Source organism: Aliarcobacter thereius LMG 24486 (genome assembly GCF_004214815.1).
Lineage (GTDB): Bacteria > Campylobacterota > Campylobacteria > Campylobacterales > Arcobacteraceae > Aliarcobacter > Aliarcobacter thereius.
On record NZ_CP035926.1, the window covers coordinates 921081 to 936293 of the forward strand.

General features: G+C 26.5%; 16 protein-coding genes. 6 read left to right on the forward strand and 10 right to left on the reverse strand.

The genetic code is table 11. From position 1 onward, the window contains the following. The 5 genes from folP to ATH_RS04770 are packed head-to-tail and all read right to left on the reverse strand — an operon-like array spanning position 1 to position 4036. A complete protein-coding gene (gene folP / locus ATH_RS04750; protein WP_066183880.1) occupies positions 1 to 1140 on the reverse strand; it encodes a dihydropteroate synthase in 1140 nt (379 codons plus the stop codon). Then, the gene (locus ATH_RS04755; RefSeq protein ID WP_083190945.1) at positions 1137 to 1760 is read right to left on the reverse strand and encodes a DNA polymerase III subunit delta'; all 624 of its coding nucleotides are present in this window, start codon (positions 1758 to 1760) and stop codon (positions 1137 to 1139) included. The genes folP and ATH_RS04755 overlap by 4 nt, the downstream gene beginning before the upstream one ends. Positions 1761 to 1763: 3 nt before the next feature. After that, positions 1764 to 2315 carry a HobA family DNA replication regulator gene (locus ATH_RS04760; RefSeq protein ID WP_066172913.1) on the reverse strand — a complete coding sequence of 184 codons (552 nt, stop codon included), beginning with the start codon at positions 2313 to 2315 and terminating at the stop codon, positions 1764 to 1766. Positions 2316 to 2317: 2 nt separating this feature from the next. After that, positions 2318 to 3529, reverse strand: coding sequence for an aspartate kinase (locus ATH_RS04765; RefSeq protein ID WP_066172911.1), 1212 nt, complete (start codon positions 3527 to 3529; stop codon positions 2318 to 2320). Positions 3530 to 3544: 15 nt separating this feature from the next. Further along, the gene (locus ATH_RS04770) at positions 3545 to 4036 is read right to left on the reverse strand and encodes an RNA pyrophosphohydrolase (RefSeq protein ID WP_066183882.1); all 492 of its coding nucleotides are present in this window, start codon (positions 4034 to 4036) and stop codon (positions 3545 to 3547) included. Positions 4037 to 4091: 55 nt separating this feature from the next. On the opposite strand from ATH_RS04770, the gene hemW reads away from it, so the two are divergent. From hemW to ATH_RS04795, 5 genes are read left to right on the forward strand one after another with little or no spacing between them, the layout of a single operon-like run. After that, on the forward strand, positions 4092 to 5183 hold the full coding sequence (gene hemW / locus ATH_RS04775; RefSeq protein ID WP_083190946.1) for a radical SAM family heme chaperone HemW: 1092 nt from the start codon (positions 4092 to 4094) through the stop codon (positions 5181 to 5183). A 10-nt stretch (positions 5184 to 5193) separates the two neighbouring features. Next, positions 5194 to 6060, forward strand: coding sequence for a peptide chain release factor N(5)-glutamine methyltransferase (prmC, locus tag ATH_RS04780; RefSeq protein WP_066183885.1), 867 nt, complete (start codon positions 5194 to 5196; stop codon positions 6058 to 6060). Then, complete coding sequence (locus tag ATH_RS04785) at positions 6057 to 8027, forward strand: M3 family metallopeptidase (protein ID WP_066183888.1); 1971 nt, start codon at positions 6057 to 6059, stop codon at positions 8025 to 8027. The genes prmC and ATH_RS04785 overlap by 4 nt, the downstream gene beginning before the upstream one ends. Positions 8028 to 8083: 56 nt before the next feature. After that, complete coding sequence (locus ATH_RS04790; protein WP_066183890.1) at positions 8084 to 8554, forward strand: hypothetical protein; 471 nt, start codon at positions 8084 to 8086, stop codon at positions 8552 to 8554. Beyond that, on the forward strand, positions 8554 to 8838 hold the full coding sequence (locus tag ATH_RS04795) for a hypothetical protein (protein ID WP_066183893.1): 285 nt from the start codon (positions 8554 to 8556) through the stop codon (positions 8836 to 8838). The genes ATH_RS04790 and ATH_RS04795 overlap by 1 nt, the downstream gene beginning before the upstream one ends. Here ATH_RS04795 and ATH_RS04800 read toward each other — a convergent pair. Further along, positions 8835 to 9887 carry a tyrosine-type recombinase/integrase gene (locus ATH_RS04800; RefSeq protein ID WP_066183896.1) on the reverse strand — a complete coding sequence of 351 codons (1053 nt, stop codon included), beginning with the start codon at positions 9885 to 9887 and terminating at the stop codon, positions 8835 to 8837. The two genes, ATH_RS04795 and ATH_RS04800, sit on opposite strands and share 4 nt — an antisense overlap. Before the next feature lie 131 nt (positions 9888 to 10018). Here ATH_RS04800 and ATH_RS04805 point away from each other — a divergent pair, with 131 nt between their 5' ends. Then, positions 10019 to 10594 carry a hypothetical protein gene (locus tag ATH_RS04805; protein WP_066183899.1) on the forward strand — a complete coding sequence of 192 codons (576 nt, stop codon included), beginning with the start codon at positions 10019 to 10021 and terminating at the stop codon, positions 10592 to 10594. Between the two features lies 1 nt (position 10595). Here the strand turns inward: ATH_RS04805 and ATH_RS04810 are convergent, their stop codons facing one another. From ATH_RS04810 to ATH_RS04825, 4 genes are read right to left on the reverse strand one after another with little or no spacing between them, the layout of a single operon-like run. After that, positions 10596 to 11669 (reverse strand): protein-glutamate methylesterase/protein-glutamine glutaminase, encoded by a 1074-nt coding sequence (locus ATH_RS04810; protein ID WP_066183902.1) that lies wholly within the window; start codon positions 11667 to 11669, stop codon positions 10596 to 10598. A gap of 22 nt (positions 11670 to 11691) precedes the next feature. Next, complete coding sequence (locus tag ATH_RS04815; protein ID WP_066183905.1) at positions 11692 to 12366, reverse strand: chemotaxis protein CheD; 675 nt, start codon at positions 12364 to 12366, stop codon at positions 11692 to 11694. Then, positions 12366 to 13208: a CheR family methyltransferase gene (locus ATH_RS04820; RefSeq protein ID WP_066183907.1), complete on the reverse strand. Its 843-nt coding sequence runs from the start codon at positions 13206 to 13208 to the stop codon at positions 12366 to 12368. The genes ATH_RS04815 and ATH_RS04820 overlap by 1 nt, the downstream gene beginning before the upstream one ends. A gap of 6 nt (positions 13209 to 13214) precedes the next feature. Then, positions 13215 to 15206 (reverse strand): chemotaxis protein CheA, encoded by a 1992-nt coding sequence (locus ATH_RS04825; protein ID WP_066183909.1) that lies wholly within the window; start codon positions 15204 to 15206, stop codon positions 13215 to 13217. Positions 15207 to 15213: the final 7 nt, after the last annotated feature.

Below are 15213 nucleotides of genomic sequence, written 5' to 3' on the forward strand. Positions count from 1 at the left end.
TTAATTTATACTATTTATTGCTTCAAAGACTTTAATTGCTTGAAAATGCTCTTTAACATCATGACATCTTATAATAGAAGCACCATTTCTAAGTGATTCAAGATGAATTGCCAATGTTCCGCTAAGTCTATTTTCAATAGAACTAGGGCTTATCATATTAATCATAGATTTTCTACTAGCACCAATTAAGAGTTCATAGCCAAAATGTTTAAAATGCTCTAGGTTTTTGAGTAAAAGTAGATTATGTTCTAAATTTTTTCCAAAACCAATACCTACATCTAATATTAAATCTTTTATTCCAAAATTTTCTGCTTTTTTAACTCTTTCTTCAAAAAAACTATCAATTTCTATAATTAAATCATCATATTTTGGATTGTTTTGCATATTTGTTGGATCATTTTGCATATGCATAATAACAGCTTTTGCATCATATTTTGCAATAATTTTACAAACTTCATCATTTTGTAAGCCTGTAATATCATTTACAATTTTAAATCCACAATTTAATACATAATCTATTGTTTTTGGTGAATAAGAATCTATTGAAAAATCTACTTTTTCATAAAGTTTATGTTTATAAATTAAATCAGCTGTATTTTTAACTCTTTTTAACTCTTCATCTTCTCCTGTGTAAATACTTCCAGGACGACTTGAAACAGCACCAATATCAATTATATTTGCACCATCATCTATTTGAGATAAAATTTTATCTAAAACTTCACTCTCTTTTGTTCTACTCTTATCAAAAAAAGAGTCACTGTTTAGGTTTAAAATACCCATTATTTTAGTTTCATAATTCTCTTTTTGTATAAACTTTTTTAGATTCTTTGCTAAATCTTTTAGCCCAAAAGGCTGTGCTAACTCTTTTTTACTTAAAATTTCAAGATGCTTACTTGAAGCAATTAATAAAGCATCTACATATTTCTCTTTTGCAACTACAACTCCTTCTGGAACTGCCAAATCAGCCCCAATAGATAATGCATCTTGCTTTAAAATATTTGCAGCACCAACATGTAGGTTTTTTATAAAAAGAGTATGTATTTTTGTCTTTTTAGACATAATTTTAACTCCACCAATATCACAATCTAAATTTTTTAAAAAATCATCGACTTTCTCTAAATTTAATTTATAGATATTCATTTTTGATCTTTTTCTAAAATAGATAGAAGTAAATGAGTTAGAACATTTATTGGTCTTGAATTTAATTCTAAAAGAGATATAGATTTATTAAAATTATCAAGTTCTTTTTTTCCTAAAGATACTTTATCTTCATTTGCTTTTAAAAGTATTTTAGATACAAGTTTTATAGCATCTTCTTTTGAAATTCTTTGATTTTCTTTAATAAAGTTATATAAAGTCTTTAAATCTAAATGTTTTATATTTAAATCTAAATTATTTTCTATATGAGTTGTTTTTAAATTTTTATATAGAAGTCTTGAGTGTATTGTAGGCAAAATTGAACTTTTTGACTCAACTAATAGAATAAAAACAATATTTAAAGGTGGCTCTTCAAGAACCTTTAATAAAGAGTTTTGTGCTTCTATTCTAAAAGTTGAACCACACAAAAAAATATATTTTGTTTCATTTGTAGCAATATAAGCCTCTTTTAGAGCATTTTGAGCATCTAAAATCTGGAATTCACTTTTCTCACTATTTTTTATAACTCTTGTATAGTGACTTGGATAGAATTTTAAAATTTCATCTAATGCTGTATCAATACTGTTTACAACTAATATAGATGATCTTTTTAAAGGATGCAAAACTTAATTCTCCACATTTATTTGAGCAAAAAGTGCAGCACTTAAAGTTTTATTATATAGCCTAAACATTTGTAAAAGCTTTATATCTAACTCATCATCATTTGATTTTAAATTTATTGCACCTTGTCTTTCTTCATCAAAAATCCATAAAAATGAGCTTTTTGTGATTTTTGCAAAAGTTGCTTTTGGATCTTGAGACTTACCAATATACCAAAAACAATAACCAGATGGAAAAGATATTTTTAACATATCTTTTATATTTTGGATATCATCTTCAGACCTTACACTATTTATGTTTTTAAAAAATGCTCTAAAATCATAAAAAGGAAGATAAGGTCTGTTATATTTTGCTAAATTAATATTAGATAAAACATAGTTTAAAAACCACTCTCTATCGTTATCTGTAACAATAAGAACAGAGTAGTTTTTATCTAAAATATTAGTTATATTCTTTGAAACCAAAGGAGTCCATTCAAACTTTTTTTCCTCTAACCAAGGAGATATAACTTTATCTTGTCTAATTAAATCAACAGTCCAATTTAAGAATTCTTGCACTTTTATTTATCCAAATTATAAGCATCATGAAGTGATCTTACAGCTAATTCTGCATATTTCTCATCTATAATCATAGATATTTTTATTTCACTTGTAGAGATTATTCTAATATTAATATTTTCGTTTGCTAAAGCTGTAAATGCTTTTGAAGCAACTCCTGTATTTGATTTCATACCAACACCAACAATTGAAACTTTACAAATTGCTTCATTATAATCAATATTTTTAGCTTCAGCTTTAAATTGTTCCATAACTTTTTTACAAATTTCTAATTCATTTGTTGGAACAGTAAAATCTAAATCAGTAGTTCCATCAAGTCCTCTTGTTTGAACTATCATATCAACATTTATATTTGCATCAGCAAGAGCTGTAAATATTTTACTTGCAACACCTGGTTTATCAATAACACCATACATTCCTACTCTAACTTGATTTCTATCTAAAGCTATTCCACTTACAATTGGTTTTTCCATTATTTCCTCTTCATTTGTTATTAATGTACCTTCAACTTCTGGAGTGAAGCTACTTCTTGATACTAGATTTACATTTAGTTTTTTTGCCATTTCTACTGATCTATTTTGTAAAACTTTTGCACCTAAACTTGCAAGTTCTAACATCTCATCATAAGATATTTTGTCAAGTTTTTTTGCTTTTGGCTCAATTCTTGGATCTGTTGTATAGATACCATCAACATCTGTATAAATTTCACAAACATCTGCTTTTATTGCACCTGCAATTGCCACAGCAGATAAATCACTTCCACCTCTACCTAAAGTAGTAACTCTTGAACCATCTTTTGTAACTCCTTGAAAACCAGCAACAATTATTATATTACCTTCATTTAAGGCATTTTTCATTTTTCTTGTATCAATATCTTCAATTTTTGCTTTAGTGTGAGAATCTGTTGTTAAGATTCCAGCTTCACGACCAGTCATAGAAGTTGTTTTATAACCTAAACTATTTAATGCAATAGAAAGTAGGGCTGAAGTAACTCTTTCACCAGAACTTAATAGCATATCAATTTCTCTTGGTTCTGGAGTTTTACTATAATATTCTGCATATTCTATTAATTTATTAGTCTCTCCACTCATAGCTGAAACAATAGCTATAACATCATGACCTTCATCTTTTATTTTTTTAATAATTTGAGCAACATTTGAAATTCTTTCCAATGTTCCAACACTTGTACCACCAAATTTTAATACCTTTAACATTTATCCTTTTCCTTTTTAAATATATCCCTCTTGTTTAAAATACTTTAACACCTGCTTATAAACAGTTCTTTTAAAAAATGTTATATGTTCATAAATATCTTTTATAGATACAAATTTATATTCACTAAACTCTGGAATATCAGTATTTATATCTATTTTTGCTCCTTGTTTTAATTTAACTAAATAATACTTTTGTTTTTGCCCATCATATGGATACATCTTTTTGGCAATAACAGGAGGAAATAAATAAGATACCCAATCTGGATATTCAGCAATTATTTCTACATCTTTTGTTCCTATTTCTTCTTCAAGTTCTCTAAATAGAGCTTCTTTTGAACTTTCACCATCGTCAATTCCACCTTGAGGAAATTGCCAAGCATTTGAAACATCTACTCTTGAAGCTATAAAAATCTCACATTTTTCTGGATATCTTGATGACAAAATAATTGCTGCTACATTTGGTCTTAAATTTTTTTTCTCTGTTTCATTCTCTTCTTTATTAGTCATAAATATATTTTTCCTTATAATTAGCTCGATATTTTATATAATATAGGATTAAAAATTGCTTTTATACATACATATACCTTTTTGTGATAGTAAATGTTTTTACTGTGCATTTAACTCTTACACAAATAAAAATAGCCAAAAGATAAATTATATGAAAGCCTTGGAAATAGGCTTAGAAGACAGTATTGATAGATATTTAAAAGATAAAAATATGAGATTAGAAACAGTATTTATAGGAGGAGGAACACCTTCAACAATAGATGCACATTTATATAAAAATATTTTTAAACTTTTAAAACCATATTTAGAAAAAGATTGTGAAATTACAACAGAAGCAAATCCAAATAGTGCAACAAAAGAGTGGCTAGAAACAATGTTTGATTTTGGAGTAAATAGAGTTAGCTTTGGTGTACAAAGCTTTAATGATAAAAAACTAAAATTTTTAGGAAGAAATCACAATAGACTTAATGCTATTAAGGCAATACAAAATGCAAAATGTATAGGTTTTAATAGTATTAATTGCGATATAATCTATGGTGTTCAAGATGATACATTTAAGAGTTTAAAAGAAGATTTTGATACAATAAAAAGTTTAGAAGTTGAACACATAAGTGCATATAGTTTAATTATCGAAGAAGATACAAAATTCTTTTTATATGAAAAAGAGTTAAGAAAAAGTAAAAAAAGTTTAAAAATAGATGATGAAGATCTTAGTTATGAACTTTTTAAATACTTAAATGATTTAGGTTATAAACAGTATGAAATAGCAAATTTTTCTTTAAAAGAAGAGTTTGAGTCAAAACATAATTATGGTTATTGGAGCCATAAAGAGTATTTGGGTCTTGGTGCTGGTGCTGTTGCTTTTATTGATGGTAAAAGAGAATATACAAATAAAAGTATAGAAAAATATATTGAAAATCCTTTATATAAAAGCTTTGAAAATCTTGAAAATGAAGATATAAAAGCAGAAAAAGTTTTATTGGGTTTTAGGTGTAAGTTTGGTGTTGATATGAGTTTATTTACAAAAACAGAATTAAATAAAATAGATGAACTAATAGAAGAAAACAGAGTTTGTATAGTAGATAATAGGGTTTATAATAATAATTTTCTATTAGCAGATGAAATATCTCTCTATATTTTAGATTAAAAGGTTAAAAATGACAATAAAGGATTGTGTAAGAAAATACACATCAGAATTAAAAGAAGTTACACATATTCCAGCTAAAGAAGTTGAGATATTGATTATGTATTTATTGGAAAAAAATGTTATTTGGCTACATCTTAACTATGATAAGCCATATACAAAAGAGAAAGAACTTCAAGAATTGATAAAAAAAAGAGCTAGTGGATATCCTTTAGAATATATTATAAAAAGAGCTAGTTTTTATGGTGAAAGTTTTATTGTTCAAGATGGTGTTCTAATTCCAAGACCAGAAACTGAGATATTAGTAGAAAATGCAAAAGAAATTATTGAAAAAGAGCTAGAAAATAGTGAAAAATATAAAGAAAAAACTTTAAAGATAGTAGAAATTGGTACAGGAAGTGGAATAATATCTACTATGTTGGCACTATTAATTGAAAATATTGAGATAGTAGCTGTTGATATTAATCCAAAAGCCTTGGAACTTGCACAAAAAAATGCAGATAAATTTTCTGTAAGCAATAAAATAGAGTTTATAAACAGTAATTTATTTACAAATATTAAAACAGAAGATGTGTTTATGGTAGTTTCAAATCCACCATATATAAAAGATTCATATAAATTACCTAAAAATGTAGAGTTTGAACCCAAAAATGCACTTTTTGGAGGTCTTATAGGAGATGAACTTATTAAAAATATTATAAAAGAGACAAATAAAAGAGATATTCCTTATTTACTTTGTGAAATGGGTTATGATCAAAAGCTTAGTCTAGAAGAGTATTTTAAAGAGTTTAATGTAGAATTTCATAGTTTTTATAAAGATTATGAGAAGTTTGATAGAGGGTTTACTCTAAAATTTAAAGAAAAAAAGGAGAATAAATGATGTTTAAAGAGTTTAATTTAGATAATTTAGAAAAATCAAGAGATTTATTGGAAGATATATTAAATAATAGTAGAGAAGAGATTAAAGAACTTTTAGAAATAGAGAATAAAACATATAAAAACTTTGTTGTACCATTTCAAGAAATAGGGGAGAATATTAATATATTTCTTACTCCTATATTTCATATTGATTCAGTAAAAAACTCTGAACTAACTTCAAAAGTATATGAAGAGTGCCTTCCTTTAATATCAAAATATGAAAGTGAGCTAAGCCAAAATGAAAATATTTATAGTGCTTTAAAAGATATACAGTCTAAGGAATATACATATTTAAATATTATACAAAATAAAGTGCTTGAAAATGAAATAAGAGACTTTGAATTATCAGGATGTCAGCTTGAAAAAGAGAATAAGAAAAGACTTGAAGAGATTGATTTGACTTTAGCAGAACTTTCTCATAAGTTTTCTCAAAACCTTTTAAAAGCTACAAATGATTTTGAATTAATAGTTGAAAACCTTGAAGATGTAAAAGAGATTCCCAAATCAGATTTAGAATTAGCAAAATTTGAAGTAAATGGAAAAGTGAAATATAGATTTACATTACAAATGCCTTCTTATTTAGCATATATGACTTATGGTACATCAAGAGAAAAAAGAGAAGAACTTTATAAAGCTTATACTACAAGAGCACCAGAAAACGGACTAATTATTGAACAAATACTTAAACTAAAAGATGAAAAAGTTAAGATTTTAGGTTTTGAAAATTATGCTTCTTTCTCTTTGGCTACAAAAATGGTAAAAACAGAACAAGAAGTTGTAAACTTTTTAGAAAAAATTGGAAACCTTGCTAAACCTAATGCAAAAAAAGAGCTTGAAGAGTTAAAAGAGCTTGCATTAAAAGATGGAATTAAAGATTTTAAATCAAGTGATATGAGTTATTATAGTCAGAAGCTTAAAAAAGCTCAATATGATATTGATGAAGAGTATTACAGACCATATTTTGAGCAAAATTCAGTATTAAAAGGTTTTTTTGATTTTATGGAAGCTATGTTTGAAGTTAAATTTACAAAGACAGATGCAAAAGCTTGGGATGATAAAGTACAGGTTTATGATTTAATTGAAAATGGAGTTATTAGTGCTAGAATTTTTATAGATTTAGAATCTAGAAAAGATAAAAGAGGTGGTGCTTGGATGAACAACTGGCATTCACACTATAAAACTAGTAAAGGTGAAATAAACCTTCCAACAGCTTATATAGTTTGTAATTTTCCACCATCTTCAGATGAAATTCCATCACTTCTTAGACATAGTGATGTTGTAACTCTATTTCATGAAATGGGACATGCACTACACCATTTATTAAGTAAAGTAGAAGAGGTAAATGTAAGTGGAATTTCTGGAGTTGCTTGGGATGTAGTAGAATTTCCATCACAATTTTTAGAATACTTTTCATATGATAAAGAGGTTTTAAAGCTTTTTGCAAAACATTATAAAACAAAAGAGACTTTAAGTGATGAAGCTATTGATAAACTAATAAAAGCAAGAAATTTTCAATCATCAATGGCGACTGTAAGACAAATAGAATTTGCTATGTTTGATTTTAAACTACATCAAAAGTTATACAAAAATGAAAATGAAGTACAAAATCTATTAGATTCTATTAGAAAAGATTTTTCTGCAATGATCCCTCCTATTTATAATAAATTCCAAAATGGATTTTCTCATATTTTTGCAGGAGGATATAGTGCTGGATATTACTCTTATAAATGGGCAGAAGTACTAAGTGCAGATGCTTTTCATATGTTTATAGAGTCTGGAAATATATTTAATAAAGAGCTTGGAATTAAATATAAAAATGAAATATTAAGTAAAGGTGGAAGTATTGATATGGATAAATTATTCTATAATTTTGCACAAAGAGAAGCAAAAGTTGAATCATTGTTAAAAATTGATGGAATTATTAGCTAAATTTTGTAATAATACAAATTCAGTAAAATTATATAAGTGATAAAGGATTTAAGAGTATGACAAATTCAGAAACAATTTCAAAATTAAATGATGCATTAACAAGACTAATGGGTGCTTATCAAGAGCTTCAAATAGAGAATAATGAACTAAAACAGACTCTTGAATCTAAAAATAAAAAGATAAGTTCTTTAGAAGAAGAAAATAGTTCATTAACAATAAATGTTAATGAACTTAAAAATAATACAGAAGATGATAAAACAACAATATATTCTATGTTGGGTCAAATTGAAAATATATTAAATAAAAATGCTCAAGATGATAATATTATTGTAGAAGATAATAAGGTAAATATTGTTGAAGAAAATTTAAATGATAATATAAGTAAAATTGAAACTATAAAAAATGAAGATATTAAAGAGAGTAATGATTTACTTGCTTTTGCACCTGAGAAAAAAGAAAAAGAGAACATCAATAAACTAGATCCAAATGATGAAAGATTATCATCTCTTTTAGGAATTATGCAATAATGATTAAACAAATAGAGAAAAATGGTATATTTTCGCTATTTAATATAGATAATTTTATTCATTTAGAACAGATATTAGATGAATATTCTCCATCCTTGGCACAATATCATTTAGAAAATTTTTTTTCAAATATTGATGAAGAGAGTTTTTTAAATAAAAGAGAGATACAAAATAGTTTTAATATTGGAGATTATTCTATTTATCTTGATTATGATGATAATATCTATTTAGAATCTATAAAAGATAATCTTATAGATTCTTATCAAACTTCTTCTTTATTTTAGAATATTTCAGTAGTTTTTCTTAATCTATCTTTATCAAAGTGGGTATAAATACGGCTAGTATTTATATCTGCATGACCTAAAGCTTCTTGAACTAATATCAAATCTTTATGTTTTGAATAAAGTAGGGTTGCAAAACTATGTCTTAACATATGAGCACCATTTTTCTCTTTTCTTATTCCAGCACTTATTAGAATATTTTCAACAACTCGACTTATATATGCCTGAGTTAATCTATCTCCTTTTTGATTACAAACCAATATATCACTATTGCAAACTCTTTGTGTTAACCAATTTTGTAAATCATGCTCAATTATCTCTTTTTTTATCATAACAACTCTTGGCTTATTACCTTTTCCTCTAATTTGTAACATATAAACATCATTTTCATTGAAAATTTCTTTTATTTTTAGATTTAGCATTTCGCTAACTCTTATTCCTGTATAAATTATTATTTTAATAATAAGTCTATTTCTATATCCTGTGTTTTCTGAAAACTCAAAATTATCAATTGCCTCTAAGAATCTACTTACTTCAACTTTATTCATAAAAGAGGGTAGCTTTGTACCACTATTTCCACTTAGTCCACCCCAGTTTTTCAACTCAATTTTGAATAAATAAGAAGTTCCATCTTCATTCTCATTTTGTTTATCTATATATGAAAATAGTGCAAGTAAAGCAATTCTATGATTTTTTTTACTTGCATCTGATAAAGAGCTAGTTTGACTAGCTAGAAAATCACTAAGAAACTCTTCATCTATCTCTTTCATAGATGCTAATCCTAGATTTAATGTATATTTATACAGCTTTAAAAGAGGGATAAAGTATGTATTAATTCCAGCTAAACCTATATTCCTTGCATTTTTTACAATTATTTCTAATTCTTCAATAGATTTTGTACCTTTTACTAATAATTGAATAATAGAAGCTAATCTATCTTTATCTAATACATTTCTATTTGATAAACTAGTAAGTTTATATCTAACGAATCTCTCAATCCAAAAAAGAAGTGTAGATTCAAAATTGTTTTTAAAATCTAAATCATATCTCATAAAAAGCCTTTAAATTAATAGAAAGAAGTATATCTATTATAATGTTAATATTAGTTTGAAAATTATAGTTTTCAATACTAAAGTTTTGAATAAGTTATTAAAGTTATGGTTTAAGGAAAAAAGGAAATATAATGGAAAATTTAAAATTAGAAACTACATTCAATCTTTTAGCATTTGCTTCAAAAGATAAATCTTTAACTCATTCAGAGTTTAGAATATTAGTTTACATAGCAAATAATAATGCTTTTACTATAAAACAACTTCAAAAAGATATTTCAATATCTTCAATAAATATAATTTGTAAAAACTTAAAAAAACTTATGAATTTAAATTATGTAATTAAAGAAAAAACTAATCAAAGAAACAAATTTAATATTAGTCCTTATAACTATTATATAAATACAAAAAAGTTGTATTTACATAATAACTATAATAATACGATAGATACAACTCTAAATAATGCAAATGAGTTATATAACTATTTTTTTGAAAAAATTCCTACAAATAGAAAAATAAATAAAACTGATAATTTTAAAGCAATAGATTACATTCATTATAACTTAAGAATATCTTATAAAAAAATAAAAGAAATAATTGATTTTATATCTAAAGATGAAGATTTAAAACTTAAATATTCTCGCCCTACTTTTTTAAGAAAAGATATTGATAAATTTTTAGAAAATGTTTATCTTTTTTTCTTTATCTAATTTATCTAAGCTTACCTCTAGAAAAAGCTATTATATAATCAGCAATTTCATCTAAATGTACAATTTCTTTTACTGCTCCAGCTGCAATTGCCTTCATAGGCATTCCAAAAACAACACAACTAGCTTCATTTTGTGCAATTGTATAAGCACCATTATCAAATAATTCTTTCATAGCAATAGTTCCATCATCACCCATTCCAGTCATCATAACAGCCATTGCAGAGCCACCAACACAATTATTCACAGATCTAAAAAGAACATCAACACTTGGTTTATGTTGGCTTACTTTTTTAGAATCTAATAGTTTTGTTTTTAAACTATTTCCAACTTTTTCAATAGTTAAATGCATATTCCCAGGTGCTAAATAAGCATGACCATATTCTAGTGTTAAACCATCTGTTGCTTCACAAACATTTACATCTGAATGATCATTTAATCTTTGGGCAAATGAATTAGAAAAACCATAAGGTATATGTTGTGTTATTAATATTGGAGGTAAATCATTTGGTAGCTTTTTAAAAACTCTTAATAAACTTTCAACTCCACCTGTTGATGATCCAATTGCTATTAGTCTTTGCCCACCAAAAACAGCAGGTTTTAATGGAATTACTTCATCAGGATGAACCTTATAATTTGGAGAGATAGAAGGTTTATAATCTTTTTTAAGTGCTTTTGGTTTTTTTATAGAATATCTTTTAAGCAAAAAAGTAAGATTCATTAAAGTGTCTTTTATTCTTTCTTCAAAAGATTTTATACTTTCTCCAGTACTTGGTTTTGGTATAAAACCAACTGCTCCATCATCAAAAATATCATTTCCTCTAACACTTTCACCTGATACAATAACTGCTGGCATAGGGTGAAGTCTCATTAAATTTCTTAAAAAAGTAACTCCATCCATTTTTGGCATATTTATATCTATTGTAACCAAATCTGGTTCATACTCTTTTATTTTTTCTCTTGCTTCGTAAGCATCATTTGCAACATCAACAACTTCAAAATCATCAATTGAATTTATGATATCTTTTAATATCCTTCTCATTGAAGCAGAATCATCTATTATTAATACTGTATACATTTAATTCTTATCCTAAAATATTTTAAAAAAGTTCTATTTCCATTTTTTCATCAAGTTTATCTTTATTTTTACCAAAAAGCTCAATAGCTCCTGAGTACTCTTTAATAACAGGTGCTTTAGAAATCTCAATTTGTAAAGATTTCTCATTAGAAGCAATTTTACTAACTGTTTCACTTTTTTGTGTAGATTTTATAAATGTTTCAAAATTATTTGCAAGAAGAATCAATCTTCCATTTGTTCCTCTTGTATGTTCAGAAATAATTCGAATACCCTCTTTCTGACAAAACTCTTTTGCAAATTCAACATTTCTTTCACCAATTGATGTTTTTAAATTTAAGTTCATAATATCTGCACCACCAGAAATTTTTGCAAAAATATTTGATTTTAAAGAGCCCATTTTAAACATCTCATTTAGCATGGCTTCAACTGAATATAATCCATATTTCATATCATTTGTATTATCGCTTGTTGTTGGTAATAAGAAGTGATTCATACTTTTTATTTTATTAACTCTATCATAAAACATTAAAGCTACACAAGAACCTAAAAGTGTTTTTAATGCTATATCTTCACTATCAGATACAACTGCAAACTCTCCACCTAAAACAGTATGAGTATTGTATCCTTTTATTTTTTGTGAAACTGATGAAGCTGGAGTTTTTTCTATTCGTCCATCTTTTCTTCCAACAATAATCATTATAAATCTTTCTCTTTTATAAATATATTTTGCCCTACTCTTTGTACATAATGTATCAAATCTTGAGGATTTTCAGAGTGACCTAAATATAGAGTTCCTCCTATTTTTAGGTGATTAAACAGTTTTTTTAATATCTTATTTTGATCTTCAACAGAAAAATATATTAGAACATTTCTACAAAAAATTACATCAAAATTATTTTTAGGAAATGGGTATGAATTATCATTTAAGTTCATTTGGCTAAAACTTATCATTCTTTTTAAATCATCATTTGCTTTAATTAAAATTTCTTCTCCTGTTAAAGTGCTTTGAACTCTTCTTCTAAAATATTTCTGAGGTTTTATCCAATCTGGAAACTCTTTCTCTGCTTTACTAAATCTATATATTCCATCTGCTGCATATTGCAATACACCTGTATCAATATCCGTTGCAATAATATTTGCTTTTAGATGAGAATTTAAATTATTATTAGTTTCTATGATAGTCATTGCTATTGAATAAGGTTCTTCTCCTGTTGATGCAGCTGAACACCAAATAGAGATTGGAGAAACTGAAGAAGAAAAATTAGGTAAAACTCTATCTCTTAAATCTTCAAAATGAAAATCCTCTCTAAAGAAGTGAGTCTTATTTGTTGTAAAAGTATTTATGAATTCTGTAACAAAAACACCTTTTTCAATAGAGTCTAAAAGCTCCATGATATCGCCATAGTTATTGCAATTTCTTTTTAACTTATCAATTCTATTTGATATCATAATATCTTTATTCTCTGTTAAAGTTATACCTGTTAGAGAATAAAGAAGCTTTTTAATTCTGTTATGAACATCCTCTGTAGAATACTTCATATTTTTTTAAGATGCCTTCTTTGAAGAATTCATTTTTCTTTCTATTTTGATTTGAGCATCAATAATTCCAACAACATCAAGAATTAATCCAATACTTCCATCTCCTCTTACTGTTGCAGCCCCTATTCCTTGTACACTTCTAAAGTTTTTATCTAAAGGCTTAACAACTACTTGATGCTGATTTAGGAATTCATCAATAGATAATGCAACTTTTGTGTTTCCTGATCTTACAACAATTAACATACCATCTTCCAAATTCTCAAAGCTTTTCTTAATTCCAAATAATTTATGAAGCTTAACAACTGGGATAAACTCTTCTCTTAGCATTAAAAGATCTTGTGTTCCATCTCCAATTTTTTTAATCATATCAGCAGATGGCTGAAGAGACTCAACAATAGAACTAAGTGGTAAAATATATTTATATTCTCCTACTCTTATATCAAGCCCATCAAGGATAGCAAGAGTTAAAGGAAGCATAATTGTTATAACTGTACCTCTTCCAATTTCTGTATCTAATTTAATAGCTCCACCAAGTTTATGAATATTTGTTCTTACAACATCCATACCAACACCTCTACCAGAAATATCAGTAACTTCATCCGCTGTTGAAACACCAGCTCCAAATACTAAAAGAGCTTTTTCATTATGAGACATGCTATTATATTGATTTTCGTCAATTTGTCCTTTTTCTAATGCTTTTTGAGCAACTTTCTCACTATCAATACCTTTACCATCATCACTAACAGTAATAATCATTTGACCATTTGCTTGTTCTGCTGATATACTAATAACTCCAGTATCATTTTTACCTGAGTTTATTCTATCTTCTGGCATTTCAATTCCATGATCTAAAGAGTTTCTAATAATATGCATTAAAGGATCTGTTAAACCTTCAATCATAGCTTTATCTATTTCAACATTGTCTCCAAAGTGTTTAAACTCAACTTTTTTATTAAGTTTTTTAGAAATATCTCTTACTACTTTCGGAAATTTAGAGTAAATTGAATCCATCGGAACCATTCTAATACTCATAATACTATCTTGCATATCTCTTATATGTCTTTCTAGAAGTTCTAATCTTTCTAAAACAGGTCCTCTTATTTTTGATTCTTCAATTGTTGAAGAAAATTGTGTAAGCATAGCATTTGTTATTACTAAATCTCCTACATTAGTCATTAGAAGATCAATTTTATCTAAGTTTACTCTTATACTATTATTATTGTTTGATATAGTTTTCTTATTTTCATTTTTACTATCATCTTTACTTCTATCTCTTTGTTTTCTAGGAGTTTCAGTAACTTTATCTTGATTATTTTTTTTATTTTCTTCTATATCATTTGTTTTCATAACAGAATCTGGAGTTATTTTTGGTGCATCTTCGAAAAAATCAGCTTTACTACTGTTTTTCTCATTTAAATCATCATCAAAGAAACCAAAACCTTCATATGAAGAGTCATTTTTTTCATCTTTAAATATACCAAAAGCTTTTTTCTTAAAATCAATATTTTCATCTTTTGGTATATTGTTTTGAACTACTTTTGTAGTAATTACCTTCTCATCAGTTTTTTCTGCATTTTGAGAAATATTTTTTGATGAGTCTTCATTTGAGTAAGCTCTTATTTCTTCAAGTAGATCAGTTGTCATTTCAACAAACTTTTCTCTAGTCATCTCTTCAGCAACTTCCAGCTCTAAAATCTCTTTCATTACATCAAGACCATCAATTAAAGTTTCAGCCATTTCAGATTTATACTCTATTTTATGACTTCTTAGCTTATCCATAAGATTTTCAACATCATGAGTAAATTCAGCAAAAAATGCCAATTCAACAGATGCTCCACTACCTTTTAATGTATGTACATCCCTAAACAGTTGCCCCATCTCATCATCAGTTAAAGTACCATTATTTTCAGCTTCTAAAAGAACATTATCAGCTGATTCAAAAAGTTCAACAGCCTCTTCTAAAAACATCTCTCTATATTTTGAAATATCAAATGACATACTAGCT